The following is a 23900-nucleotide window of genomic DNA, read 5'->3' on the forward strand; positions in this document are numbered from 1 at the left end:
TCCCCACGCCAGCACCTGACATGGACAACGTCAAACGCGAGCGACTCGAGGCCGACCTCGAGTCACGTGACCTCGATTCCGTCTGGTTCGCCCGCCCAAACTCCTTTGCCTGGCTGACCGGCGGCAGTAACGTTATTGACCGCGAAGCCGACGCTGGCGTCGCGGCTGTCGGCTACGACGGCGACGTCTGCGTCGTCACCGACACTATCGAAGCCGCCCGCACCGAAGCCGAAGAGCTCCCGGATCTCGAAGATGACGTTCGACTCGAGCAGTTTGACTGGCACGCAATGTCGCTCGCGGACGCCATCGCCGCCCAGGTTGGAGCGGACGAACGGGGGGCCGCAGATATCGACGTTGACGGCCTCGAGCGCCTCAATCCAACCACGATTCGCCAGCCGCTGACCGACCGCGACCGCGAGCGCTACCGCGAACTGAGCGTCGAAACGGCGGCAGCAGTCGAATCCGTCTGTCGCGAACTCCGGCCCGAAGACAGCGAACTCGAGGTCGCCTCGGCACTGCAAGTCGCACTGTCGGCGCGAAACATCGAAGCGCCGGTCCGTCTGGTCGGGGGCAGCGAGCGTGCAACGCAGTATCGCCACTACACGCCCACACAGACAGAACTGGGTGATTACGCGCTCGTCTCCGTCACTGCCGAAAAGTACGGTCTCCACGCCAGTTGTACGCGAACGGTCGCATTCGACGCACCCGACTGGCTCGAGGCGCGCCACGAAGCGGCCACACGTATTGATACGACAGAGCTGGCGGCAACGCAGGCAGCCGCGGCAAACGACGCCATCGCTGGCGAACTGTTCAGTGCCGTCCAAGACGCCTACGCTGCCGTCGACTACGAAGGCGAGTGGGAGTACCACCACCAGGGCGGTGCTGCTGGCTTTGCAGGCCGGGAATGGATCGCAACGCCGGATCACGAGGCACCCGTCGAGGCGCCGATGGCCTACGCCTGGAATCCAACGGTCCAGGGCGCAAAAAGTGAAGACACCGCACTCGTCACTGACGAGGAAATCGAGGTGCTGACGACGACTGGTGGCTGGCCAACGACCACGGTCGAACCGCTCGAACTCGAGGAGTGGGCGTTCGCGGCTGACCTTCCGGACATCGAACTCGAGCGGCCGGATGTGTTGTTGCTCGAGGACGCCTAATCGGATCCGTTAGGACTCGTCGTCAGTGGTGTCGTCGTCGCTGTCGCTATCGTGATCAGTGATTTCGATATCTGTACCCGTTGCAGCGTCGGCATCTGCTGGGTGGGATGCGTTGTCCGCATCGTCTGCAAGGGGGTCCGTCTCGTCGACGGTGATCGTCACGGGGTCTACATCGTCGCCGAAGGCGGGGTCAGGGTCGGCCGTTTCGTCGCGCTCGAGCACGCGGTCGAGCGTGAAGATCGTGTTCAGTTCCTGTTGAACCTGATCGACGACACCACCGACGAGTTCGCTCGGCTGAATCGCCGTGTACTCGTAGGGGTTGTTTCCTGCGCCCTCGCTTGCGCGCTTTTCACGCGTGACGCGGTCTTCGTCGTGCAGTTCCGCGAGCGCTTCACGAACCGTGCTCGGATAGAGTCCCGTCCCTTTCGCGACCTCCTCGCTCGTGCTCCCCGGCTGTGCGAGTAGGTGGACGTAGATTTTTGCCCGTGTCTCCGTATCGAGGATCCACGAGAGCAAATCAACGATGCGCTGGTCAACCTCGTCAACGGCGTGGCGACCATCATCGACAATTTCGTCGCTATGCTCGAGGAGTTCGTCCTCGAGTGACCGGTCATCGCCATCCGTGTCCGCGTCCCCGTCCCGGTGCTCGTCAGTGTCATCTGAATGCATGTGTCCTCTCGTCAGGGACAAAGTTTCGCTCGAGGTTAAACCTTTGTGCAAGCCGCAGCCACGGTCGATTTTACGGGTTTCTGCGATGGCCCAGTGCTCACTCGAGACTGTCTCGCTCACTCGGTCCCGTTACCGGTGTCTGGACCTGCGCTTCCGTCTCTATTGGCGTCCGGGCCGACGACTTCGATTTTGACGCCATCGGGCCCCTCACAATAGAGCGCATAGTAGCCGCCGGCGTAGGGGTGGCGATCAGGATAGAGCAGCGTTGCATCCTCGCGGTCTTGAATCGCCGCTGTGAGGGCGTCGACCATTGCGCGCGAGTCGGCGTGAAAGGCAAGATGGTTGAGTCCAGGCGCGTGCCGGTCGAAGGGATGATCGGTCCGTTCAGCCTGCACGAGCACGAGATATGTTGGGCCACACTCCCACGAGCGCCCACCCGCCCACTCGTTTTTCTGCTCATAGCCGAGTGAGGCAAGCACCCAGTCCCAGAACTCGACAGCGCTGTCGAACGCCGAGGTGTATAGCTCGAGGTGATGAAGCTGTCCCGCAGCGGCTGGCTCTGCATGATCGTCATCCATCCAACAAAATTGCTGTCAAAACTACAAAAAGGTCCGCGAGGGAGACGGAACAGACGTGCGTTTCGATCCAGATTCACTTTCACTTCGGTAGCGTACATCTTTTAGCCCCCCCGCTAGTACAGGGATACGATGACGTCGTTCCAGTCGACACTCGGTGAAGAGGAGGGGATCGCCGAGGAGCTGGCCGAGAACCAGCAAGCGATCTCCATCGCCGAGTTCTTCGAGAAGAACAAGCATATGCTCGGCTTCGACAGCGGCGCTCGAGGCCTCGTGACGGCCGTCAAAGAGGCCGTCGACAACGCCCTGGACGCCGCCGAGGAGTCAGGAATTCTGCCCGATATCTATGTTGAAATTCAGGAAGCAGGTGACTACTACCGGCTGATCGTCGAGGACAACGGTCCCGGGCTGACGAAAGACTCGCTCCCGAAAGTCTTCGGGAAGCTACTCTACGGCTCTCGATTCCACGCCCGCGAACAATCCCGCGGTCAGCAGGGGATCGGTATCTCCGCGGCCGTGCTCTACTCGCAACTGACGAGTGGCAAACCCGCCAAAATCACCAGTCGAACGGAAGGCTCGAGTGAGGCCCAGTACTTCGAACTGATCGTCGATACCGACGACAACGAACCCGAAATCAGCGTCGAGGAGACGACCACGTGGGATCGCCCACACGGGACGCGCATCGAACTCGAGATGGAGGCGAACATGCGCGCCCGCCAGCAACTCCACGACTATATCAAGCACACGGCAGTCGTCAACCCCCACGCCCGCCTCGAGTTGCGCGAGCCAACGGCCCACTTCAAGTTCGAGCGCGCAACCGATCAGTTGCCCGAGGAGACAGAAGAGATCCGGCCCCACCCCCATGGCGTCGAACTTGGGACTGTAATGAAGATGCTCGGCGCGACGGACTCTCAAACCGTCTCGGGCTTTTTGCAGGAGGAGTTCACCCGCGTCGGCAAAAAAACGGCCGACTCGGTCATCGATGCGTTCCGCGACCGCCACTACGGCCGTGAAATGCGCTGGCGACCGCCAGCCGTAAACGAAGGAATCGATCTCGAGGGCGCGGTCTCGGATGCGACAGCGAACAAAGGTGCGGACGCGACAGCAGCGTTCGCCGAAGCTATTGCTGAGGCAGTTGATGACACTGATCGAATCGCCCACCACGAACTACAGACAATCGTCGAGGAGGCCGCCTACACGGTCGAAGACAATCACGGAACGACGTTTGGTGAGACCGTTCGCGAGAACGCCGTTGATGCGGTCTGGCTCACACTGATCGACAAGTTGCCCGATGACGAAGCGGTTGACGACCCCGAAGCCACGTCGCGCCTCGTCACGGATCTGTACGCCCTCGCAGACGAGGCAACAAGTACCCGTAAGGACGACGAGATTATCATGGCGTTCGCCCAGCGTCTCGCTGGGACGTTCGCCGACGCAGCAGCCGAGGACGTTCGCCATCGCGTCACCCACGATGGACTCTGGGAATACGTCAGCCGCGCTGCAGACTTGACCGAGGAGTACGACGACGTCACCTTCGGTGACACCGCCCGCGAAAACATTGTCGAGGCTATCTGGGGCGTCATGGCGACCGTCCCTGACGATCCGCCGCTCGTCCGCGAACTCGACGGCGACCGCGATGCAACGAGCGACCTCGTCGACGGCATGCGCGAAACCGACATTATGGCTCCGCCGACGCGCTGTCTCTCACCGATTTCGGCCGAACTGGTCGAAGCCGGCCTCAAGAAGGAGTTCGACGCCGACTTCTACGCCTCCGCGACGCGCGATGCCGACGTCTCAGGTGGTGACCCATTCATCGTCGAAGCCGGTATCGCCTACGGCGGCGACCTCGAGGCCGAAGGCAGCGCCGATGTCCTGCGGTTTGCAAACCGTGTCCCGCTCGTCTACCAGCGCGGGGCGTGTGCCACGACCGACGTAGTCAAATCGATCGGCTGGCGCAACTACGGCCTCGACCAGCCAGGTGGCTCCGGCGTCCCGAACGGCCCAGCGGTCATCATGATCCACGTCGCCTCGACGAACGTGCCATTTACGAGCGAGTCCAAAGACGCCGTCGCGAACGTGCCGGCAATCGAAGACGAGATCGAACTCGCAATCCGCGAGGCCGCACGCGAACTCAAGAGTTTCCTGAACAAGCGCCGGTCGATGCAACAGCGCCGGAAGAAACAGAACGTCCTCGGGAAGATCCTGCCGGAGATGGCCAGCAAGGTCGCCGAAGTGACGGGTAACGAGGAACCGAACATCGATGACGCCATCGCCCGGATCATGAACAACGTCCTCGTTGAACGTGAGGTCGAACAGAACGGCACCACACAGGCCGTCTCGATCGTCGTCGAGAACAACTCGGGGACGAACGAGAGCCTGGAGATCACGGATATCGTCTCGGCCGAACCAAGCGACCTCCCCGATGATGCCACCGTCATCGAAATGGACGGCGAGTGGTTCGTCAAGTGGGAACCCGAGGTCGAAAGCGATGACGACGCTGCCCTCGAGTATACGGTGCCGGATGACGCAGCGTTCGATCTGGATGTCAAGGGTGTTGAAAGCGAGAAACTTACTGTCAAACAATGAGCGCGGACAACGAACAACAGGCAAGAGAGCAGTTGATCGATCTCGCATCGCAGTTTTACGACCAGTTTGAACTGGGCGAGATTCCACACATGTCCGTACCAACGCGGACGAAGAACAACATCGAGTACGACGAAGACTCGAATGTCTGGGTGTACGGCGACCGGGAGTCGACACGCTCGGCAAACTCCGTCAAAGGTGCCCGAAAGCTCCTGAAGGCGGTCTACACGATCGAGTTCCTCGCGGACCAACTCGACGAAGACCGATCCTCGACCCTGCGTGAACTCTACTATCTTTCAGAGAGCTGGGATAACAACGAAGCCCAGTTCACCAGTCAGGACGAGTCCAACGGAATGATCGAAGATCTCGAGATCGTCTCCGGCGTGACTCGCGAGGACTTCCACATGCGCCCCGAGGAGTCGGGTGCGAAGGTGATGGGGCCGATCCATATTCGTGAGCAGACGAACCGTGGCGACCGCGATATTCACTGCCAACTCGATGTCGGGCAGGGCGGCTACCAGATCCCGAACAACCCGGATATGATCCAGTTCCTCGACAACGATGCGGATTTCGTTCTCTGTGTCGAGACCGGTGGTATGCGCGACCGACTCGTCGAGAACGGCTTTGACGAGGAGTACAACGCCATCGTCGTCCACCTCGGCGGTCAGCCAGCACGCGCAACGCGGCGGCTGACGAAGCGATTCCACGACGAACTCGGCCTCCCCGTCGTGGTCTTTACAGACGGTGACCCGTGGTCGTACCGCATCTACGGCTCGGTCGCCTACGGCTCGATCAAGTCGGCACACCTCTCGGAGTACCTCGCGACACCCGAAGCGAAGTTCATCGGCATCCAGCCCGCCGACATCGTCGAGTACGACCTTCCGACGGACCCACTCTCTGATTCGGACAAGAACGCACTCGAGAGCGAACTCGAGGACCCGCGCTTCCAGACGGACTACTGGGAAGAACAGATCGAGTTGCAACTCGAGATCGAGAAGAAGTCCGAACAGCAATCACTGGCATCGCATGGGCTTGATTTCGTGACGGATACGTATCTCCCAGAACGGCTCGACGAGATGGGCATTATCTAGACGGTCATCGAGCCGCGGTTCTGGGAGATGTTGCCTGAACGGCTCAGTGAGATGGGCGTCATTGAGACGGCGATTCACTCGAGTGCGGGTTCTGTCTCACTGTTTTCAGCAGATGGTGTCTTGACAGTCGTATCGCGGTTGTTCTGATCCGCTATGGAGTCAGAAATCGGCTGCTCGGCGCTTGCACACCGCTGACAGTAGTAATTTGTCCCGCTCGAGCCGGTGATCGGAACTCCAAGCAGGCAAAACTCCGAGCGATAGCGTCGCTCGAGGCCGTGGCCAATCGGTTCGCCACAGTCCGTACAGGGCTCCGTGTAGGAGTCGACACGTCGCTCGTCGACTGAACGCGTGCGGCCGTTCGTCAGCACGGAGTGACGCCGCGAGAGTCGGTTGTTGACCGATGGCAGGACACTGGCTCCGACGAGGCCAAAGAGCGCTGCAATGGCCAGGAGAAGGCCGGTGACGAACAACGGGGCGGTGCCGAGGAACACGATTGCAAGTGCCAACACTAGTGTGCCAAGCAGCCAGCAGGTACCGGTTGTCATCCGCGCGAGGATATGCGACGATGAAGATGTCTCGGTCTCAAGGGCGGGATCACTGGCCGCATCGGGATGGAGCACCATCCGTTCGGGCTTTTCAGAGTACACGTAAATGCCGTAGAAGATGTTTCCAAGCCCCATCGTCCACCAGAGGGTAAGCAGTCCAATCAATACGTGATCGTCGAGGCTGCCGACTGACCGTCGACTCATGACCGCTCGGTCACCGAAGTCGTACTCGAGTTCCCAACCGTCGCTCGTCGCCATCGCGATTTTCTCCTCGAGTCGCTGGCGTCGGGCGTCGGTTGATGGCGAAGCGTGGCTCGCAGTGTCGCCAGACGAGGCTGTCTCGGTCTGCGTTCGACTCGGCGCGCCACACGTCGGACAGAAGTTCATCGACGCCTCGAGCCCGGAGCCACACCTCGAGCAGTCGTGTCTCTCACCCTGGCCCCGACGCTCGGTTGGCATAGTTGCCACTTCGGGTGGCATCCCACTAACTCTTTGGAAATATAACACGTTGGGTACGTCCAACGGAGCAACCGATTACATCTCGAGGACAACGGGGACGCCACGTCGGGCGACGTCGACGACGAATGCGTCCGCGTCGGCAGTAATCTCGTCGAACGTATCGTAGTGGACGGGAAGGACGAGATCCGGGGCGATCGCAGCGGCGAGGTCGGCGGCCTCGTGGCGGTCCATCGTATATGTGCCGCCGATTGGGGGCATGAAGAGATCGATCTCGAGGCCCTCATGAAACGCCAGTGCATCGGTATCGCCAGGCCAGAACGCGGTGACGCCGTCGATGGTAACGCCGAATCCGCAGCCGGTTCCCTCGGGGTGATATGGACGCCCCTCTGCGTTGGTGTGGGGTCCTGTCGGATCGTTGTACGCCGGTGTGGTAAACAGGTCTAGCGGCCCGAGGACGAACGATTCGTCGTCACCGACACGTTCAACCTCGTAGGGAAGCTCTTCGGGCTGGTCAACCGGCCGGTCAATGGCCGTCGCATCGATTGACTCGTGAACGACGACGATTGCGTTCTCGTGTGCGACCCGCTGAATCGCAGCCGGATCGTAGTGATCATCATGAGTGACCAGAATGAGATCACCATCGTTTGGGGCACGGTCCTCGAGAATGCCGTAGTCAGTCGGTCCAGGATCGATGTAGATGACGGCTCCCGTCTGGCCTTCGAGTCGAAGCGATCCGAGGCCAAACCAGTCGATAGTAACTGCGCCAAACTGGACGGTCATACGACGCTGTTTTGTGCCGGTTATCCAAAAGCGTTCGACTTGTGTTGTGGCGGAGATTGGTTACATTGGCCATGCAGTTTGGGCTAATATATCATTATCAATCAGCCTATAACCAAAACATATATATGTAGATTGGCTAGTCAGCATATAAAGTAGGCGAAATCTTTATATGCGTTCCGGTATTACTATATGTTAGCCGAGGCGACCGGGTTTCTTCTGGTTACCCCACCCGGGAGCCCCGAGTAACCAACCCGATACACCATGACAAACACAAACATCCGAGCCTATACAAGCGAGCGAGAGGTGGAAGACGAAGACGAAACGACGCGATCCGAAACACAGGAGCAGTGCCCCGAGTGTGGCGGCCGCCTCATCTCGGACGCCGAACACGCCGAGACAGTCTGTAGCGACTGCGGACTCGTCGTCGAGGAAGACGAAATCGACCGCGGACCCGAGTGGCGCGCGTTCGATTCCGCCGAAAAAGACAAAAAGAGCCGCGTCGGCGCGCCGACGACGAACATGATGCACGACCAGGGCCTGTCGACGAACATCGGCTGGCAGGACAAAGACGCCTACGGGAAATCGCTCTCGAGTCGCCAGCGCCAGAAGATGCAACGGCTTCGCACCTGGAACGAGCGCTTCCGTACGCGTGACTCGAAAGAGCGCAACCTCAAACAGGCACTCGGCGAAATCGACCGCATGGCGAGTGCGCTCGGGCTTCCAGAGAACGTCCGCGAAACTGCAAGCGTCATCTACCGACGTGCCCTCGAGGAAGACCTCCTGCCAGGGCGCTCCATCGAAGGTGTCGCGACGGCCTCGCTGTACGCCTCTGCCCGACAGGCTGGCACGCCACGCAGCCTCGACGAAATCTCGGCTGTCAGCCGCGTCGAGAAGATGGAACTGACCCGCACGTACCGCTACATCATCCGCGAACTCGGTCTCGAGGTCCAGCCAGCCGATCCAGAGAGCTACGTCCCACGGTTCGTCAGCGACCTCGACCTCTCGGATGAAACCGAGCGGATGGCCCGCGAACTGCTCGACTCCGCACGCGAAGAGGGTGTCCACAGCGGCAAGTCGCCAGTCGGCCTCGCGGCTGCCGGTGTCTACGCCGCAGCCCTGCTCACGAACGAGAAAGTCACCCAGAACGAGGTCAGCGAAGTTGCAAGCATCTCCGAAGTGACGATCCGAAACCGGTACAAGGAACTCCTCGAGGCGTCGGATTCGGCCGCGCCTGCATAAGGACGAAGCCTCGCTCGCCGGTTCGGTTGGTAACCTCGGATTGGGCGACAATGTCGGATGGCGTATGACGCGACAAAGCTTTTTACAGAGGGTGTGCAAAGAAGTAGCATGGACCAGACGACTGTGCAGCTGCTGTGTCCTGAGTGTACCAAAGACTGGCAGTCCGCACCGCGCGAACTTCCTGAATCAACGTCGATGTTTCACTGTCCAAACTGCCATGCGACACGCCGAACGTCCGAGTTTATGCGGACCGATCGGGATCTGCAGACCCTGAAACAACTCGGGTAGTACCCACTCAGGTTCTGGGTACTGTTTTTCCACACGTTCGTCCCGTCGCCTGTTACTTCGTTTTCAGGCGACAGTCAGCTTGTAGATGCCGAGACGCTACTGTATGCAGTAATTACTTGTTACATTCTGAATGCGGATAGGTTCTGCCGGTGACACGTCAACGTAGATGCTGATTGGTGCCGTTCCAAGGGTAAATTGTTGCCAATTTCAGCCGGCTAGTGTGTGGCTTCATCGTATTACCAATCGGTACGTTCAGCATGCTGTGTATAGGTCGTGTGGTAACGCGACTCAAGATAATAATATAACCCTGCAGTGGGTAGAACAGGATGGTTATGAAGAAGCAGGAGCTCATCCACCTTCACGGTCTTCTCGCGGAGGTATCGAATCAGTGTTCGGAGTGGGAAAACTGCCAGATCGACCTCGAAGAATACGAATCCCGGGGCATTCGGCCAACATCAATCCACAAGTCAAAGACAGATCATAAAGCCGCTGTTTTTGCACTCGCCAACGGTATCACGACGAATATGGGCGAAGACGAGCAAGAAGCCGTCGCCGCAACCGCAGACTAAACCCTCGAGACGTATCCTCCGGACGATTACTACGAACTACTGGCGAGACTGTACTCGACAGTACGAAACAGCACCACCAAGCGGTTGCTAACCGTTCTGTTCTGTTACTCAACGAGATCTTCGAATTCGGGCAACACGTCGTCTGTCGATTCTGACTCGCCAGACACATCGTCGTCGCCGTCCTCGAGCGACTCGTCACCTAGATCGAGTTCGTCGATGGCATCCCCATCGTCGTTGGCATCATCCGTCGTTTCGTCTTCGGATTCACTCTCGTCTTCGTCGTCGATCACTTCGACCACAATCACCTCGAGCGGGATATTCTCGAGGCGCTGGCCGATTTCTTTGCGGGCGATTCGCGAGGCGTGTTCCTCGCGCTCGACGTTGAAAACGGTCATTTCCAACTCGAGGGCGACGAGTGCTTCGTCGGCCGCGATAAACGCGGGCGGCAGTTCCTCGCCCGATGGGGAGGTCCGCTCGCCCATGTTGATTTCGACGTAATTTAAGTCAGGGTTCAGCATCTCGCCTGTCTTCGAGATGGCGATTCGAATCGCCTCGTCTTCCGTCTCAACGTCGAACACCGGCACGGCAGCCTCGACGACAACCCTGCAGTTCATACCTAGACATTGTGTGGCCTACAGTATCAAGGTTCGCCCAACGAGTCCCCAACGGTGACCGTTTCTCGCTGGAAACGATTGCAACAGTGAGCGCGCTCGCACCGAAAAACGGTTTCACTGACTTCGGCCGGGTTCGAGAGACGGACGCTGGCTTCGAAAGGCCCAAGCCCGCACCGACAAAGCTACCCACGAATGGAAACGGGAACGATTCCGCTCGGCTCCCTCTCGGGCGGACTCGACCTCTATCGAACTCTCGAGAGCGGCCAGAGCTACCTGTGGCGGCGCGGCGACGGCGAGATGTACCAGAGCGAACCCGACCCGGGAACCTGGTATTACACTGTTGTCGACGGCGACGTGATTCGCGCCCGCACGCTCGAGGACCGCCTCGAGTGGCAGTCATCGACGGATGCCGAGGAACAGGTTCGGCGACTGCTTCGACTCGATGACGACCTCGAGGAAATCGTCGCCACAGCACCGGATGACCCACTGCTGCGCGAAGCCTATGACGCCCACCACGGCATGCGACTGGTCGCTGACCCACCGTTTGGGACGCTCATCTCCTTTATTTGCTCGGCCCAGATGCGCGTCAGTCGCATTCACTCGATGGTGTCGACGCTGGCCCGCGAGTACGGCACCCCACTCGAGTTCGACGGCGAGACGTACCACGCGTTTCCGACACCGGAGCAACTCGCGACGGCGACCGAGGACGAACTCCGCGAGTTAGGCCTTGGCTACCGCGCGCCGTACGTCGTCCGCACTGCCGAGATGGTCGCAAACGGCGAGGCGCATCCGGCCGACGCGCGCGACCTCGAGTACGAGGACGCACGAGAGTATCTCTGTCAGTTCGTCGGCGTCGGTGACAAGGTCGCAGACTGCGTGTTGCTCTTTGCGCTGGATTTCGACGAGGCCGTCCCGCTCGATACGTGGATCAAATCGGCCATCGAGGAGTACTATCCCGACTGCGATGGCGGCTCCTATGCGACGACCTCGAGAGCGATCCGTGACCGACTGGGAAGCGAGTACGCGGGCTACGCCCAGACGTATATTTTCCATCACCTCCGAACTGGCTCAGGGGAGTGAGGGGGTGAGGGCAAGTCGAAGTATATCGTTCAGACACAGCGAACAATGATTTTGTGACTGGGTTGTCAAGATCGCATATGGAACTTGGGGAAGTGATTTCGCTCGTCGTCGCTGCCCTGTTCGTCGGCGGACTCGGGATTCTCATCAAACACTTCGGCCGCGTCGAACTCATCGCTGGCTACGATCCCGAACGGGTGACCGACGAGGAAGGACTCGCCACGTTCATCGGCACGAACGCCCTCTATGTTGCCGGACTGTTGCTGCTCGTCGCGCTCGTCAACTACACCGAACCAATGGGCGGGCAACTGGCTTCACTCAGTGGCCCGCTGCTCATCGCCGGCACACTGGCGCTGGCCGGTCGAATGGTCATTGGTGCACAGCGATACGAACAGTCCGCCGAATCTTGATCGGTGATCTCGAGGCCACAGAAGGCCGTTTATAGGAGGATTATGCAAGCGCCCACCGAAATGACTAAATACACATGATGATCTACTTTCAATAATGGAGGAACGAGTGTGGGATACACTCATTGCGACAGTCGCAGTTCTCACGCTTCCGCTCGGACTTTTAGCAGGTATCTTCGTTAGTTTCCAGACAGCTCTCGTCGTGTTCATCGTTGGCTGGTTGCTACTCCTGCCACTACTGGCGATTTCCAGAGAATTTGTTGTTGAGTCTTCCGACGACCCAAACCGCGGTAGCCACGAATCAGCGGATACCTCACTGGGGGCATTGGAGACGCTCAAAAAACGATACGCAGAAGGCGAAATCGATGAACACGAGTTTGAACGGAAAGTCGACACACTAGTCGGTACGGAGGATATTGAGATGGATCGGACGAACGGAACCGACCAGTCAACCCGGGAATCTGACGAAGAGTACGATTTGAACTAGCGTTTAGGTTCGAAACGGAATTAGAAGACGCGCTTTTATCGACTGTTACTCGTAATCCGACCGCCCGGTGATCGCCCAGTACGCCTGCGAAATGAGCATCACACCGAAGATCAGGACGAGCCCTCCCGCGACCACGAGTGCAACTGTGTCGCCGAGCAGATAGTACGCAAGGGCGCTTGCAACGAGGACGAACACCAGCGCACCCGCAGCTAACTCGAGCAGTTCCCGAACGGTTGCCCGGCGACTCGAGACGTCGACGTACTCGTCTTCGACGCGGTCGAGCGGTCCCATAGCGGCCATACACCGTGGTTACAGTTAAGCGCAGGCCCGGATTGCAGCGAGTGGCAACGAACTGGCTTTTTGTCGCTTGCGACCGACGGTCCAGCTATGACAGATTGGACGCGTGCACACGTTTTCGTTTCGGGCAAGGTACAGGGCGTCTACTACCGTGCAACGACACGCGATACAGCACAGGACAATGGCGTCGATGGCTGGGTAAAAAATCTCTCAGACGGGCGCGTTGAAGCCGTCTTCGAAGGACGCGAGGACGCAGTCGAGTCAATGCTCGAGTTCTGTCACGAAGGCAGTCCTGCGGCCGATGTCGACGATGTCGAAGTCGAGTACGAAGACCCACAGGGCGAAGACGGCTTTGAAATCCAGTACTGAGGCCGGACAGAGATTACTTGAGGGCCACAACCACTGGCTCACTCGAGCGCAGGGAGATACTCCTCGAGCCACGGCGGTTCGTCGGTGTAGTTCCACTCGGCCCATTCAGCCTTTTCGCCGGCGTAGTAGGCACGGTAGGCCGCGACGGGATCATCCGGGCGTTTGTACTCGTCGGGCATAGCCTGCGGGCGCGGCGTGGGCTCGCTTGCAGGAAAGTCGATTTCATCGGGGTCGATTTGCTCAATCACCTGCCAGCTTGCGTGGTCCTCATCCTTTTCGTAGCGCTCGACGAACTCCGCGTTGAGCGCCTCGGCGTGCTCGCGCAGGCGGAGCCAGTTCGCCCGCGATTCGGTCGCCCACTGCGTTACTGGATGCGCGATATGCGTCGGCTGGTAGAGAAACTCGCGCTCGAGGCCGTTCTCGCGGGCTGCCGTACACAGCACCTGCGCGGCCTCGAGCAGCAGTTTGTTGACGTGCTGGTCGCAGTGATATCGCGCAGCGAGTCGCGGCTCCGCATCGAGCCAGAAGACGTTCACGACGCTACTGGGGGCTGGGACGGCTTGAGCATGTCGTCGCAATATTGAACGGCCGGCCGGTCGAAGCCAGTTGTATGATCACAGGCGAGCGGATGGCCGCCGTTGACGAGAACGCTGCGGCACTCGGTGTGCCACAAAAGCAGTTGATGGAGTCGAGCGGAAACGCCGTTGCCCGCGCGGTTCGCGACCTCGTAGAGCCGGGCGCAACCATCGCAATCGTCGCCGGCCGCGGAAACAACGGCGGAGACGCGTTCGTCGCCGCCCGCTTTCTCGAGGAGTACGATGTGACCACCTTTTTGCTCGGACGGGCTGGGAACATCGGCACCAAGATTTCCCAGGAGAACTGGGAGATCCTCGAGCAGGCCGATTACGACGCCCGCGAGGTGCGCGACTCGAGTCAGTTCGACCTGCCAGACTGTGACCTCGTCATCGACGCCATGCTCGGGACAGGAATCAGCGGCGGCCTCAGAGAACCCGTTGCGACCGCCGCGCAGGCGATCAACGCAGCCGACGCGACAGTGCTCGCGGTCGACGTACCCACGGGCTTCGACGCCGATGGCGGCGATCACGCTGCAAATCGCATCGAGGCTGACCACGTCGTCACGTTCCACGACACGAAACCCGGACTCGCCGACCTCGAGTGCCCGATCACCGTCGCGGACATTGGCATCCCCGCTGCAGCCGAGCGTTTCGTCGGCCCCGGCGACATTGACCTTGCTCGCCCCGATGGCCGCAATGGACGACCGAATATCATCGGCGGCGGTCCCTACACCGGCGCGCCGGCGCTCGCCGCCCAGGCCGCGCTCCGCGCTGGCACCGAACTCGCGTTCGTCGCCGCGCCCGACACCGTCGCTGGCGAAATCCAGGGCTACAGCGAGGACCTCATCGTCCAGCCCTACGAGGAGGACGTACTCACATCCAAGCAAGCTACGGACCTCCTCGAGACCGTCGAAAACTACGAGTCGCCGGTCGTCATCGGGCCGGGACTGGGCACCGCAGACGAGACGCTCGAGGCTGCCCAGCAGTTCCTCTCTGACTACACTGGCACCGCAGTCGTCGATGCCGACGCGCTGCAAGTCGTGCCCGACCTCGAGACCGATGCGACGCTGATCTGTACGCCGAATCGGGGGGAACTCGCGAGAATGGGTGGCCCCGAAGCGGACGATCTCGAGGCCGTCGCCGACGACATCGAGTCCTTTGCGGCCGACCTCGGACACGTCGTCCTCGCGAAGGGAGCCGACGACGTGATCACCGACGGCGAGCGCACGCGAATCAGTCGCTCTGGAACCGTCGGCATGAAAGTCGGCGGCACCGGCGACACGCTCGCGGGAATCGTCGCCGCGCTGGTCGAACACGCTGACCCCCTGGATGCGGCGGCTGCAGCCGCTCACGTCAACGGCCTGGCCGGCGAACGACTTGCCGAGCGCGACGAACACGGCTTTCTCGCCTCGGAACTGCTCACAGAAATCCCTACTGTGCTGTGGGACGAAGGTGCGCCCAATGTCTGACGATCCCACGCCCGCTGCAGGCTCGAATCCGGACCCGAGACACGATGATGACGCCGACGCTCGAGATCTCACGCACACCACAGACGAGGGCGACGTACAGATGGTCGACGTCGGCGACAAACCCGACAGCAAGCGCCGCGCTGTCGCAGCGGGTGAGATTCGGCTTCAGCCCTCGACTATTGAGGCCATCCGCGACGACCAAATCGGCAAGGGCGACGTGCTCGCGACCGCCCGAATCGGCGCGATTCAGGCCGTCAAACACACCTGGGAGACGATCCCAATGTGTCACCAGATTCCGATCACGAACGTCGACACCGCATTCGACCTCGAGGAGGACCGCCTCGAGTGCGAGGTCGCCGTCGAGACGACCGGCAAGACGGGCTGTGAGATGGAGGCGCTCGAGGGTGTCACGACCGGCTTAAACGTCGTCTGGGATATGGTCAAAGCCGTCGAGAAGGACGCGGATGGGCAGTATCCCGAGACGGGTATCGAGAACGTGCGGGTGCTCACAAAGGAAAAACACCAGTGGTGAACACGCAGTCTGAATCAGAAGACTGATTGTCATATCAACACGACTCGGAGTCGATGCAACTCGGCCCGATCCCACACGAAGTCGTCTTGTTGGCATACATCGGCGCGTTCGTGTTCACTGCGGCCTGTTTCTGCTATGCAATCGCCGCAGATGCGAACGCTCGTGGGGCAAGCGGTGACAACTGGGCGCTGTTCGCGTTCGTCTTAGCGCCGATTGCTGCGCCAGCGTATCTGCTCTATCGACAACGACTCCCCTCTCGAGACGAGTCCGGGGGTTCACTCGAGCAGTGGGCCGGAGCGGTCGGTATCGGCGGGCTCGTGACTATTGTTTTCACAGCTATGATGACACCGCCAGACCCGTTTACCTCAGTCATTGTCGGGGTACCGTTGCTGGTCGTTGCGATTCCACTCGTCAAACTGCTGTGCTACGAGCCGGGGTGGCGAGCGGCGATAACGTGAATCAAATCCGAAATCGCTGGCTCAGTTCGTCCGCTGGACGAGCAATCAGCGGCACAGAGTAGTTTCAGCTACGATGACACTACTGTCTCTCTGACCCTTTCATAGCGCGTTTCGTCTTCGCTACAGTATAAGTATCTCCTCGCAGAACCTCACCATATGACACTGTTCGGGACCGCTGGTATTCGCGGTCCAGTGACCGAAATCACGCCGGCGCTGGCGCTCGAGGTCGGGCAAGCCGCCGGTGAGCCGGGCGAAACGTTCGTCGTCGGCCGCGACGGCCGCGAAACCGGGCCAGCGCTTGCCGCGGCGATGGAAGCCGGCCTCGAGAGCGCTGGGGCGTCCGTCATCCGGATTGGGCAGGTGCCGACGCCGACGCTCGCGTTCGCCTCCCGTGGTCGCCGCGGTGTGATGCTGACGGCGAGTCACAATCCGCCGGAAGACAACGGCATCAAGCTGTTCGCCGACGGCGTCGAGTACGACCGCGAGGCCGAACGCGCAATCGAGGACGCGCTCGCCGACGATGCCACAGCCCCCGTCCCGTGGGACACCTGGGGCGACTCGAGTCGGATGGACATCCTCGAGACGTACCGAGAGCTGGTCGTCGAGTATATTGAAGACGAACTCGCCGGGCAAGCGGATGCTGAAGGACCACTCGCGGGTCTCTCGATTGCCGTCGACTGTGGCAACGGGATGGGATCGGTTGCGACACCCCACGTGCTCGAACGCCTCGGCGCTGAGGTCGTTGCCCTCAATGCAACCGTCGACGGCCACTTCCCGGCTCGAGAGAGCAAGCCGACGCCGGAGACACTTCGCGAATTTTCGGCGTTTCTTGCAGAGACCGACCCACACACGTCACCGACCGAAACGCAGCGTTTCGACCTCGGACTCGCTCACGACGGCGACGCCGACCGACTGGTGGTTCTCGGACCCGACGGTGACGTGATCCACGAGGATACGATTCTCGCAGTCGTCGCCGAACACTACGTCGCCTCGAGCGAGGCGGCCGATCCCGTCGTCGTCACGACGCCGAACGCCTCCGCACGGATCGACGAGCGAGTCCGCGAAGCCGGCGGCCGGGTCGAACGCGTTCGCCTCGGTGCACTCCACGAAGGCATCGCTCGAGAGCGAGCAGCGGGCGATGAAGACACCGAAATCGTCTTCGCGGCTGAACCGTGGAAACATATCCACACGGCCTTCGGCGGCTGGATTGACGGCGTCGTCAGCGCCGCCGCGGTTGCCGTGCTCGTCGCCGACGCCGGCGGGACGGACGCGCTCCGCGAGCCAGTCACCGAACGTCCCTACCGAAAGATCAGCGTTGACTGTCCCGACGACGCCAAATCGGACGTGATGGAAACGCTCGAGACCGCACTCCCTGAGACGTTCCCCGACACGACGGTCGACACGGACTACGGCGTGCGCCTCGAGTTCGACGACGCCTCGTGGGTACTTGTCCGCCCGAGCGGGACCGAACCCTACGTTCGCATCTACGCCGAGAGCGATGAGGTCGACGAACTGGTGAGCGAGGCAAGCGACGTAATCGAGTCGACGGTCGCAGAACACAGTACATAACGTTCGCAAGCGGGCGGTGCTTTCTTGCCCGCGCTTGAGCAAGCAGTCGCTATGGCACGTTCTGACGCCGACCTCATCGAGGCCGCTCGCGATATCCAGACCCAGGCGCACGTCCCCTACTCCGAATACCGTGTCGGGGCTGCACTCGAGACCGCAGACGGCGAGGTCTTCGTTGGCTGTAACCTCGAGAACGCGAACTACAGCAACAGTCTCCACGCCGAGGAGGTCGCCATCGCAGAGGCGGTCAAGACGGGCCACCGCGATTTCGCGCGGCTCGCAGTCAGTTCGGGTCGCCGCGACGGCGTCACGCCCTGCGGGATGTGTCGCCAGACGCTGGCGGAGTTCTGTGACGACAATCTCCGGGTGCTCTGTGATGAGGGCGAGGACGCGGAGCCAACAGAATATACCCTCAGCGAACTGCTGCCGAATACGATCAGTCAGGAGACGCTCGAGTAGTCGTCTCGAGTGACCACTGATGACGAGTCGTTGTCTGATCGGAACCACTTTGGAGACTGACTGTCACGACACAGGTATGTCCCCTCCAGACGAGACGCAGCGAACGCCCCTCTCTGACATGGATGACGCGGAACTCTACACCATCGTCCGACGCGCCACTCGAGATGCCATCTTCGATGTCATCGGTACACTGGCGTTGCTTGGCTTTTCGTTAGTGCTCCTCTGGGGAAGCGTCCAGAATGTTCTCGTACACGGTGTTGACGGGCTGTTCTTTGTCGCTCCCTTTGTCGTCCTTGCCCTCTACTGCGGGGCTGCCGCGTTCGATCTCGCTCCGCTGCCGTCAATTCCGTTTACAGCCACTGACGACGGCACAGGCAGATACTGAAACTAACTTACCCGCTCGAGGACTCGTGGACTTCTTCACTCGCTTCGATCAGTTGGACCAGCACCGAGGCAAACAGCGATCCAGCACTCCAGATCGCAGTTTCACAGCCGTCGTCGTCGACCACACTCAACAGAATCGTATCGTCGTCGACGACGATGATCCGTCCCGAGCGCTGATCGCTGGTCCGCGACTGTGGCGGTGAGTCGACCGTGACGCCCTCGAGGTGCTCGAATTGCGTTCGGATCGACTCCACGCGACTCACGACGAGGACAGAGACGCCCTCGGCCGCCTGCGACTCGAGTGCGCGTTCCACTGGCTCGGTGATGAACTCCGGCAGGCGTGTCCCGAAGACGATCCGTTCTTCGGCCCGCGAAAGTAGGTCCAACACGCGGTCGTCGACCCGGTCCCGGCCGCGAACGGTCCAGATATCTTCCTGGGTTTCCTCGCCGGTAGAGTCCTGTTTGACCTCATCGACGTACGCAAACGCCCGTTCTCGCTCCTGTTCGAAGCGATTTTGCAAGGTGCGCTCTGCCTCCTCGAGACTGACCGGCCGGTAGCGGATTGGACTCGACTGCTGGACCTCGAGGAGCCCGCGTTCTTCCAAGCTCTCGGCGACGCTGTAGACCTGCGAACGCGGCACATCGGCGACTCGATCGACATCTCGAGCGGTGCCGGAGCCGAGTTGGTGGAGTGCAATGAAGACTTTCGCCTCGTAGCTGGTGAGGCCAAGACGTTCGAACGCGTCAATAGCCTCGGTTTCGTCGACGCTCATTGGGTATCACCATCGTTCTCATCGGATACTTGAGTAGCTACCTCTGTCTCGGCCGCCTCGTCGTCAGCTACGCTGCCGCCATCGCTTGCGGCAGGCGTTCGTCGCTGTGTTGAGTGCCGATCAAACGAGACATCCGGACCAAGGTAACGGGTCCAGAGCACGAGCAGCGTTGGCAAGACCACGACGCTCGCCAGGAACGCGTAGATGATCGTTAGCCCGGTAATGATGCCAAACTGCCGGAGCACGGGCAGGATGGCAAACGCAAGCGTCCCGAAGCCGCCGACGGTCGTCGCTGCGCTCCCGAGAAGGGCACCGCCGGTGCCGGTAACCGTCGTGTTCATCGCGTCCCAGACGTTGCCCTGACGATCTAACTCGAGGGTGTAGCGGGCGCTGATGTGGATGCTGTAGGCGACACCGAGGCCGATGGTGAGGCTGGTGATCATCCCCGTCAGGACGTTAAATGGCATCCCGATGAGGTACATCGTGCCGAGAATCCAACTCGTCGCGAACGCAACGGGCAACAGGGTGACGGCACCGAGCGTTGCGCTGTTGCCGGTCAGCCAGTACGCCGCAGAAAGGAACGTAAAGACGGCGACGAGCGTGATGAGCAGGCTCTGGAGAACCGTATCGAGCAGATCCTGTTCGACGATGTAGTTGACGAGTGGGTCCCCAGTTGCGATGGCACTGACGCCACTGTAGTCGGCGGCTGCAACGGATTCGTTATCCGCCTCGTCGTCGCTCGCGACGGCGCGGTCGTCGCCGATTCCATCGTCGTCAATCGAGCCAGCAATTATCCGCATCTCGTCTGTCGTGTCTGCAAAGGCAGCGTCGCCCTCAGTCGCCACAATGAGTCGGACCGAATCGTACTCCCCGTCGTCCGTTCGGTGGATGACGTTGCTCGCAGCGTCTTCGTCAACCTCGAACAGTTCGTCGAACAGCGCCGGCACGTCCTCATCAGGAACGTCGTCGCCTGTCGTATCCGCCGCCTGGAACGACTCGTTGAACGACTCGTTCTGTGCCGCGGTCTCTTCCATCACCGAGAGCGGGCTCTCGACATCCGCGTCGCCAGTCGGCAGCGTGTACGTCACCGGACTGTCGCTGGCCTCGTCCTGTGCGGCCTCGAGGCGTTCCAGAACGTCCCCATTGGCGACATCGCCTTCGACCAGAATCTGTGCCTGAACGTCGTCGCGCTGGAAGTTCTCGTTGATGTAGTCCAGATTATCCGCGGCCTGGTACTCGCCGGGTGCCATCGAGCCGGGCAGGTTCTGGGTCCACTCAGGCGGACTCTCCGCGAGGAAATCCTCCTCCTCGAAGCTCGTATCGACCTGACTCGCGCCGTAGACGCCGCCGGCGGTAAGCAACAGGACGGCAACCAACAGGACCAGCGGGATGCGACGTGCAACGACAGAACCAACTGAAAGCAGGCTGCTGAATCGGCTGCCGCCAGTCCCGAACGCGCGCTTATGCCGGTCGAAGCCACGCGACTCGAGCCAGGAGTCGATTTCGACTTTCGCGGCCGGAATGAGTCCGCCGAAGACGATCAGTGCGGAGATAATTCCGACAGAGCTGACGACGCCGAACTCCTGAATCGGCCCGATTGGGCTGATGAGGTTCGCGAGGAACCCGATTGCCGTCGTTGCAGTCACCCAGACGAGCGCAACGCCGACACCAGCGAGGGCGATAGACATCGAGCCACGGACGGTGTTGATGCCCGATTCAGTCGCCACTCGCTCCGCCTCGACTGTGGCCCGCGCGGCTTCCCGCTGCTCTCGATGACGCATAAAGACGTGTATCGCGTAGTCTATCGAGAGCCCGATCAGTAACACCGGGACCGCGACGAACATCTGGTTGAACGAGATTCCTGCCCAGCCCATGAAGCCGAACGTCCAGACGAGCACCGCGACGATACCGATGAGGCCGAGCACGATATCGAGCGGGTCACGGTAGGCGACCAGCAGTGCCGCAGCGACGAACGCCAGCGCAAGCGGCCCGACAATCGAGAGGCTATCGACCATCGAGCGGTCGATCTCGTCTGTGATGATCCCCACGCCGAAGACGACGTGGTCATGCTCGTGTGCCGACGCGAGCGTCCCGAGGTCTTGCTGGGCGTCGACCACGCCGTTGCCACCCTCAGCCGCGCCCATCTCGAGGTCGTCGCCACCGGTATCCTGCATGATCGAGGTCATCCGGGCGTCAGCGTCGGTCGAGCCCGGCTCGTACTCCGAAGGCATGAAGGCCAATCCTGCCCCGTCCTCGCCGTTATCGCCGTCTGCGAGCGTGTCCTCGAGTGCGTCCTCGAACGCGTCGTCGTCAATCGTTTCGAGCGTCTCAATCTGCTCCTCGAGCGAGAGTCGCTCGTCGTCCTCCTCGAGTGCCTCCTGATCCGCTTCAAAGGCGTCGAAGTCGTCCTCAAGTTGCTCGTACTCGTCTTCGAGGACGCCCATCGTCGCGCCAGCGTAGACGTCATCGAGACCCTCCTGAATCTCCTGATACTCGTCAAGCTCCTCGAGTTGGTCGGGATCCTCGACGCTTTGCTCGAGTTCGTACAGATCCGACTCGAGCATGCGCGCCTGTCCGGCGAATTCTTCGTACGTCTCGGCTTGCTCGTCATCGAGGTTAGCCTCCGTTGTGATTTCCTCGAGGAGTTCGTCGTAGCCCGCCTCGATGTCAGCGGCTCCCTGCTGGTACTCTGGGTCGTCCTCGTCGTACTCGGCACTCAGCTGCTCGTACTCGCGCTGGAGGTCTCGAGACTCGTTGATTCCAGCCTCGAGCTGGGCGCTTCTGGCCTCGAGTTCAGCCTCGCGCTCGCCGAGTTCTTCACCGCGTTCCTCGAGTTCCTCGCCCTGCTCGGTCGCATTCGCCGTAATTGCGACCAGGTTCTCAACGCCGGTGATTGGGTCGTCATCAGCGAGTGTTTCGTTGATGGACTCATTTGAGCGTATCTCCTGTTGGAACTCGAGTGACTCGAGCAGTGACTCGCGCTCGAGGACGTTGTCGCCGTCGCCTCTGGTGATCAACTGGACGGCAGTCGTGTTATCGTCGGTACCGAATCGCTCATCGATGTCGTCCATCGCCTGGGCCTCCGGAGAATCGGTTTCGAACTGATCCAGCGAGGAATCGTCGTCGACCATCGGCATTCCCGCACCCACAAGCGCGGTTAGCAAGAGAAGGGCTACAAAAACGATCCGTGAATGATCGGTCACAATGGCGGCGAGGCGGTGTGGCAGACTCATCTCATCGCCTCCATCGAACGACCACGGCGTTGGCAAGACATGCTGTTGTTATAATCCTACAAACGGCACGGCTTATACGTATTTGGTTGTTGATACTATTGAGAATTTCATAGAGTCTGATATTGTTCTGAAAGCCGTATACCCACCAAGAGTACGGAATCAATACTGGCTAATAGGATGTCTGTAATCAATTACATCCCGCGTCAATAGTGAACCTACACCGGTGTAATTGTCTCAAGTGGAGGCCTAACTAATTGGCTGTAGTTATACCGTTGATACATGGGCTCAACAAAACCGCAGACAGTTGGCCTTCTCGTCGAACCTTTTCTCTACGAGTGGCAGGTCCGCGCCCTCGAGACGCTGCAGTCGAGGACTGACCTCGAGATCAGCCTCGTTGTTAGCAACGGGCGGAACGACTCATGTTCAATTGACGACTGGAACACGCGCGACCGAATCGAATTCAGCGATGTGACGCGATTTCTACGCGAACTGCGCCAAGAACGCGCTTGGACGCTTGTCCTCGCCGAACGAAACATTGCCAGAGTCGCTGGCGATACCGCCGGGCTCTGGCACCGCCGCGCCATCGACGACGTATCCGCACTCGAGGGTGTCGATCACGTACGCTGTCGTCCAGAACGTACGGGTTCGTGGGCCGAATTTCCAGACCGCGTCGTCTCAGACGTTGCAACACAGTGTGACGTCGTCATCCGCTTTGGCTTTGGGCTCATTCGGGGCGGTATTCTCGAGGCACCCGACTACGGCGTGTTGAGCTTTCACCCCGCCGATATCCGTCGCTTTCGCGGGTTGGGTCCGCCGGCGATTTTCTACGAAGACCGGTCAGTCGCAGGCGCGACGTTACAGCGTCTGACGGACTCAATCGACGGTGGCGAAATCGTCGCCATCGACGAGGTTTCAGTTGCGGACTGTGAGACGATGTGGGACGTCTTCGACCGAACGGCAACGCTGCAAATTGACCTCTTGAGTGACGGCCTCGAGAATCTGCAAGATCCGTCGTTCGAGCCAGAGACGGTTCCAGAGTCAGAACTCGGCACGTATTACTCCCGGAAACAGCGCCGCTCACTCGGGTTCTCGGCCCGTGTTTTGGCGCGCAATCTCCGTGGCCGACTGGAACGCCGGTACCGACAGCGCGTACTGGCGCTCGAGGAAAGCGAAAACGCACGGTCTGCGGACGCAGAAACCAATCCTGCCTCTGATTCGTCCGGGCACCACCGCTGACTTCGAGAG

General features: G+C 60.4%; 26 protein-coding genes. 17 read left to right on the forward strand and 9 right to left on the reverse strand.

What is annotated here, in order from left to right:
• The first annotated feature begins 20 nt into the window (after positions 1–20).
• The gene (locus G6M89_RS01210) at positions 21–1157 is read left to right on the forward strand and encodes a Xaa-Pro peptidase family protein (protein WP_165160504.1); all 1137 of its coding nucleotides are present in this window, start codon (positions 21–23) and stop codon (positions 1155–1157) included.
• Between the two features lie 9 nt (positions 1158–1166).
• On the opposite strand, the gene G6M89_RS01215 is transcribed toward G6M89_RS01210, so the two are convergent.
• Both G6M89_RS01215 and G6M89_RS01220 read right to left on the reverse strand, forming a co-directional pair.
• Positions 1167–1826: a TrmB family transcriptional regulator gene (locus G6M89_RS01215; RefSeq protein ID WP_165159980.1), complete on the reverse strand. Its 660-nt coding sequence runs from the start codon at positions 1824–1826 to the stop codon at positions 1167–1169.
• 116 nt (positions 1827–1942) lie between these two features.
• Positions 1943–2404 (reverse strand): VOC family protein, encoded by a 462-nt coding sequence (locus tag G6M89_RS01220; protein WP_165159981.1) that lies wholly within the window; start codon positions 2402–2404, stop codon positions 1943–1945.
• Between the two features lie 129 nt (positions 2405–2533).
• Here G6M89_RS01220 and G6M89_RS01225 point away from each other — a divergent pair, with 129 nt between their 5' ends.
• Together G6M89_RS01225 and G6M89_RS01230 are read left to right on the forward strand one after the other, a co-directional pair.
• A complete protein-coding gene (locus tag G6M89_RS01225) occupies positions 2534–4987 on the forward strand; it encodes a DNA topoisomerase VI subunit B (protein ID WP_165159982.1) in 2454 nt (817 codons plus the stop codon).
• Positions 4984–6075 carry a DNA topoisomerase IV subunit A gene (locus tag G6M89_RS01230; RefSeq protein ID WP_165159983.1) on the forward strand — a complete coding sequence of 364 codons (1092 nt, stop codon included), beginning with the start codon at positions 4984–4986 and terminating at the stop codon, positions 6073–6075. The genes G6M89_RS01225 and G6M89_RS01230 overlap by 4 nt, the downstream gene beginning before the upstream one ends.
• A gap of 74 nt (positions 6076–6149) precedes the next feature.
• On the opposite strand, the gene G6M89_RS01235 is transcribed toward G6M89_RS01230, so the two are convergent.
• Positions 6150–7079, reverse strand: coding sequence for a zinc ribbon domain-containing protein (locus G6M89_RS01235; protein WP_165159984.1), 930 nt, complete (start codon positions 7077–7079; stop codon positions 6150–6152).
• A 75-nt stretch (positions 7080–7154) separates the two neighbouring features.
• Entirely contained in the window at positions 7155–7859 is a 705-nt protein-coding gene (locus tag G6M89_RS01240) for an MBL fold metallo-hydrolase (protein WP_165159985.1), read from the reverse strand.
• A 261-nt stretch (positions 7860–8120) separates the two neighbouring features.
• On the opposite strand from G6M89_RS01240, the gene G6M89_RS01245 reads away from it, so the two are divergent.
• The 3 genes from G6M89_RS01245 (at position 8121) to G6M89_RS01255 (ending at position 9955) form a co-directional block, all read left to right on the forward strand.
• Positions 8121–9098: a transcription initiation factor IIB family protein gene (locus G6M89_RS01245; protein ID WP_165159986.1), complete on the forward strand. Its 978-nt coding sequence runs from the start codon at positions 8121–8123 to the stop codon at positions 9096–9098.
• Between the two features lie 108 nt (positions 9099–9206).
• Entirely contained in the window at positions 9207–9386 is a 180-nt protein-coding gene (locus tag G6M89_RS22200; protein WP_165159987.1) for a hypothetical protein, read from the forward strand.
• Positions 9387–9718: 332 nt separating this feature from the next.
• Positions 9719–9955, forward strand: coding sequence for a UPF0058 family protein (locus G6M89_RS01255; protein WP_165159988.1), 237 nt, complete (start codon positions 9719–9721; stop codon positions 9953–9955).
• 104 nt (positions 9956–10059) lie between these two features.
• Here the strand turns inward: G6M89_RS01255 and G6M89_RS01260 are convergent, their stop codons facing one another.
• Positions 10060–10569 (reverse strand): DUF555 domain-containing protein, encoded by a 510-nt coding sequence (locus G6M89_RS01260; protein ID WP_165159989.1) that lies wholly within the window; start codon positions 10567–10569, stop codon positions 10060–10062.
• Positions 10570–10761: 192 nt separating this feature from the next.
• On the opposite strand from G6M89_RS01260, the gene G6M89_RS01265 reads away from it, so the two are divergent.
• The 3 genes from G6M89_RS01265 to G6M89_RS01275 all read left to right on the forward strand — a co-directional run bounded on the left by G6M89_RS01265 (position 10762) and on the right by G6M89_RS01275 (position 12540).
• Entirely contained in the window at positions 10762–11649 is an 888-nt protein-coding gene (locus G6M89_RS01265; RefSeq protein WP_165159990.1) for a DNA-3-methyladenine glycosylase, read from the forward strand.
• Between the two features lie 77 nt (positions 11650–11726).
• Positions 11727–12056 carry a DUF3784 domain-containing protein gene (locus tag G6M89_RS01270; protein WP_165159991.1) on the forward strand — a complete coding sequence of 110 codons (330 nt, stop codon included), beginning with the start codon at positions 11727–11729 and terminating at the stop codon, positions 12054–12056.
• A 94-nt stretch (positions 12057–12150) separates the two neighbouring features.
• On the forward strand, positions 12151–12540 hold the full coding sequence (locus G6M89_RS01275; RefSeq protein ID WP_165159992.1) for an SHOCT domain-containing protein: 390 nt from the start codon (positions 12151–12153) through the stop codon (positions 12538–12540).
• 45 nt (positions 12541–12585) lie between these two features.
• Here the strand turns inward: G6M89_RS01275 and G6M89_RS01280 are convergent, their stop codons facing one another.
• On the reverse strand, positions 12586–12831 hold the full coding sequence (locus tag G6M89_RS01280; RefSeq protein WP_165159993.1) for a hypothetical protein: 246 nt from the start codon (positions 12829–12831) through the stop codon (positions 12586–12588).
• 96 nt (positions 12832–12927) lie between these two features.
• Here G6M89_RS01280 and G6M89_RS01285 point away from each other — a divergent pair, with 96 nt between their 5' ends.
• Positions 12928–13206, forward strand: a complete 279-nt coding sequence (locus G6M89_RS01285) for an acylphosphatase (RefSeq protein WP_165159994.1) — start codon at positions 12928–12930, stop codon at positions 13204–13206.
• A gap of 38 nt (positions 13207–13244) precedes the next feature.
• Here G6M89_RS01285 and G6M89_RS01290 read toward each other — a convergent pair whose 3' ends face one another.
• A complete protein-coding gene (locus tag G6M89_RS01290) occupies positions 13245–13742 on the reverse strand; it encodes a hypothetical protein (RefSeq protein ID WP_165159995.1) in 498 nt (165 codons plus the stop codon).
• A 74-nt stretch (positions 13743–13816) separates the two neighbouring features.
• On the opposite strand from G6M89_RS01290, the gene G6M89_RS01295 reads away from it, so the two are divergent.
• From G6M89_RS01295 to G6M89_RS01320, 6 genes are all read left to right on the forward strand, one after another.
• Complete coding sequence (locus G6M89_RS01295) at positions 13817–15250, forward strand: NAD(P)H-hydrate dehydratase (RefSeq protein WP_206335408.1); 1434 nt, start codon at positions 13817–13819, stop codon at positions 15248–15250.
• Positions 15243–15782, forward strand: a complete 540-nt coding sequence (gene moaC / locus G6M89_RS01300) for a cyclic pyranopterin monophosphate synthase MoaC (protein ID WP_165159996.1) — start codon at positions 15243–15245, stop codon at positions 15780–15782. Before G6M89_RS01295 ends, moaC begins: the two co-directional genes overlap by 8 nt.
• Positions 15783–15835: 53 nt before the next feature.
• Positions 15836–16240 (forward strand): hypothetical protein, encoded by a 405-nt coding sequence (locus G6M89_RS01305; protein ID WP_165159605.1) that lies wholly within the window; start codon positions 15836–15838, stop codon positions 16238–16240.
• Between the two features lie 156 nt (positions 16241–16396).
• On the forward strand, positions 16397–17809 hold the full coding sequence (locus G6M89_RS01310; RefSeq protein WP_165159997.1) for a phosphomannomutase: 1413 nt from the start codon (positions 16397–16399) through the stop codon (positions 17807–17809).
• 51 nt (positions 17810–17860) lie between these two features.
• Positions 17861–18265 (forward strand): cytidine deaminase, encoded by a 405-nt coding sequence (cdd, locus tag G6M89_RS01315; protein ID WP_165159998.1) that lies wholly within the window; start codon positions 17861–17863, stop codon positions 18263–18265.
• Between the two features lie 76 nt (positions 18266–18341).
• On the forward strand, positions 18342–18650 hold the full coding sequence (locus tag G6M89_RS01320; RefSeq protein WP_165159999.1) for a hypothetical protein: 309 nt from the start codon (positions 18342–18344) through the stop codon (positions 18648–18650).
• A gap of 7 nt (positions 18651–18657) precedes the next feature.
• Here the strand turns inward: G6M89_RS01320 and G6M89_RS01325 are convergent, their stop codons facing one another.
• Positions 18658–19422, reverse strand: coding sequence for a TrmB family transcriptional regulator (locus G6M89_RS01325; RefSeq protein WP_165160000.1), 765 nt, complete (start codon positions 19420–19422; stop codon positions 18658–18660).
• The gene (locus G6M89_RS01330; protein WP_165160001.1) at positions 19419–22655 is read right to left on the reverse strand and encodes an RND family transporter; all 3237 of its coding nucleotides are present in this window, start codon (positions 22653–22655) and stop codon (positions 19419–19421) included. Before G6M89_RS01330 ends, G6M89_RS01325 begins: the two co-directional genes overlap by 4 nt.
• A gap of 279 nt (positions 22656–22934) precedes the next feature.
• On the opposite strand from G6M89_RS01330, the gene G6M89_RS01335 reads away from it, so the two are divergent.
• Positions 22935–23891, forward strand: coding sequence for a formyltransferase family protein (locus G6M89_RS01335; RefSeq protein ID WP_165160002.1), 957 nt, complete (start codon positions 22935–22937; stop codon positions 23889–23891).
• Positions 23892–23900 lie beyond the last annotated feature (9 nt).

This window comes from Natronolimnobius sp. AArcel1 (assembly GCF_011043775.1).
In the GTDB taxonomy this organism is placed as follows: domain Archaea; phylum Halobacteriota; class Halobacteria; order Halobacteriales; family Natrialbaceae; genus Natronolimnobius.

What these genes read in the sequence shown, in the direction of transcription:
- G6M89_RS01320 (WP_165159999.1), top strand. Translation starts at nt 18,342, where the DNA reads ATGTCCCCTCCAGACGAGACGCAGCGAACGCCCCTCTCTGACATGGAT.
- G6M89_RS01210 (WP_165160504.1), top strand. Translation starts at nt 21, where the DNA reads ATGGACAACGTCAAACGCGAGCGACTCGAGGCCGACCTCGAGTCACGT.
- G6M89_RS01235 (WP_165159984.1), bottom strand. Translation starts at nt 7,079, where the DNA reads ATGCCAACCGAGCGTCGGGGCCAGGGTGAGAGACACGACTGCTCGAGG.
- G6M89_RS01255 (WP_165159988.1), top strand. Translation starts at nt 9,719, where the DNA reads ATGAAGAAGCAGGAGCTCATCCACCTTCACGGTCTTCTCGCGGAGGTA.
- G6M89_RS01275 (WP_165159992.1), top strand. Translation starts at nt 12,151, where the DNA reads ATGGAGGAACGAGTGTGGGATACACTCATTGCGACAGTCGCAGTTCTC.
- moaC (WP_165159996.1), top strand. Translation starts at nt 15,243, where the DNA reads ATGTCTGACGATCCCACGCCCGCTGCAGGCTCGAATCCGGACCCGAGA.
- G6M89_RS01215 (WP_165159980.1), bottom strand. Translation starts at nt 1,826, where the DNA reads ATGCATTCAGATGACACTGACGAGCACCGGGACGGGGACGCGGACACG.
- G6M89_RS01265 (WP_165159990.1), top strand. Translation starts at nt 10,762, where the DNA reads ATGGAAACGGGAACGATTCCGCTCGGCTCCCTCTCGGGCGGACTCGAC.
- G6M89_RS01225 (WP_165159982.1), top strand. Translation starts at nt 2,534, where the DNA reads ATGACGTCGTTCCAGTCGACACTCGGTGAAGAGGAGGGGATCGCCGAG.
- G6M89_RS01220 (WP_165159981.1), bottom strand. Translation starts at nt 2,404, where the DNA reads ATGGATGACGATCATGCAGAGCCAGCCGCTGCGGGACAGCTTCATCAC.
- G6M89_RS01310 (WP_165159997.1), top strand. Translation starts at nt 16,397, where the DNA reads ATGACACTGTTCGGGACCGCTGGTATTCGCGGTCCAGTGACCGAAATC.
- G6M89_RS01230 (WP_165159983.1), top strand. Translation starts at nt 4,984, where the DNA reads ATGAGCGCGGACAACGAACAACAGGCAAGAGAGCAGTTGATCGATCTC.
- G6M89_RS01295 (WP_206335408.1), top strand. Translation starts at nt 13,817, where the DNA reads ATGATCACAGGCGAGCGGATGGCCGCCGTTGACGAGAACGCTGCGGCA.
- G6M89_RS01330 (WP_165160001.1), bottom strand. Translation starts at nt 22,655, where the DNA reads ATGAGTCTGCCACACCGCCTCGCCGCCATTGTGACCGATCATTCACGG.
- cdd (WP_165159998.1), top strand. Translation starts at nt 17,861, where the DNA reads ATGGCACGTTCTGACGCCGACCTCATCGAGGCCGCTCGCGATATCCAG.
- G6M89_RS01285 (WP_165159994.1), top strand. Translation starts at nt 12,928, where the DNA reads ATGACAGATTGGACGCGTGCACACGTTTTCGTTTCGGGCAAGGTACAG.
- G6M89_RS01270 (WP_165159991.1), top strand. Translation starts at nt 11,727, where the DNA reads ATGGAACTTGGGGAAGTGATTTCGCTCGTCGTCGCTGCCCTGTTCGTC.
- G6M89_RS01325 (WP_165160000.1), bottom strand. Translation starts at nt 19,422, where the DNA reads ATGAGCGTCGACGAAACCGAGGCTATTGACGCGTTCGAACGTCTTGGC.
- G6M89_RS01245 (WP_165159986.1), top strand. Translation starts at nt 8,121, where the DNA reads ATGACAAACACAAACATCCGAGCCTATACAAGCGAGCGAGAGGTGGAA.
- G6M89_RS01240 (WP_165159985.1), bottom strand. Translation starts at nt 7,859, where the DNA reads ATGACCGTCCAGTTTGGCGCAGTTACTATCGACTGGTTTGGCCTCGGA.
- G6M89_RS01305 (WP_165159605.1), top strand. Translation starts at nt 15,836, where the DNA reads ATGCAACTCGGCCCGATCCCACACGAAGTCGTCTTGTTGGCATACATC.
- G6M89_RS01335 (WP_165160002.1), top strand. Translation starts at nt 22,935, where the DNA reads ATGGGCTCAACAAAACCGCAGACAGTTGGCCTTCTCGTCGAACCTTTT.
- G6M89_RS01280 (WP_165159993.1), bottom strand. Translation starts at nt 12,831, where the DNA reads ATGGGACCGCTCGACCGCGTCGAAGACGAGTACGTCGACGTCTCGAGT.
- G6M89_RS22200 (WP_165159987.1), top strand. Translation starts at nt 9,207, where the DNA reads ATGGACCAGACGACTGTGCAGCTGCTGTGTCCTGAGTGTACCAAAGAC.
- G6M89_RS01260 (WP_165159989.1), bottom strand. Translation starts at nt 10,569, where the DNA reads ATGAACTGCAGGGTTGTCGTCGAGGCTGCCGTGCCGGTGTTCGACGTT.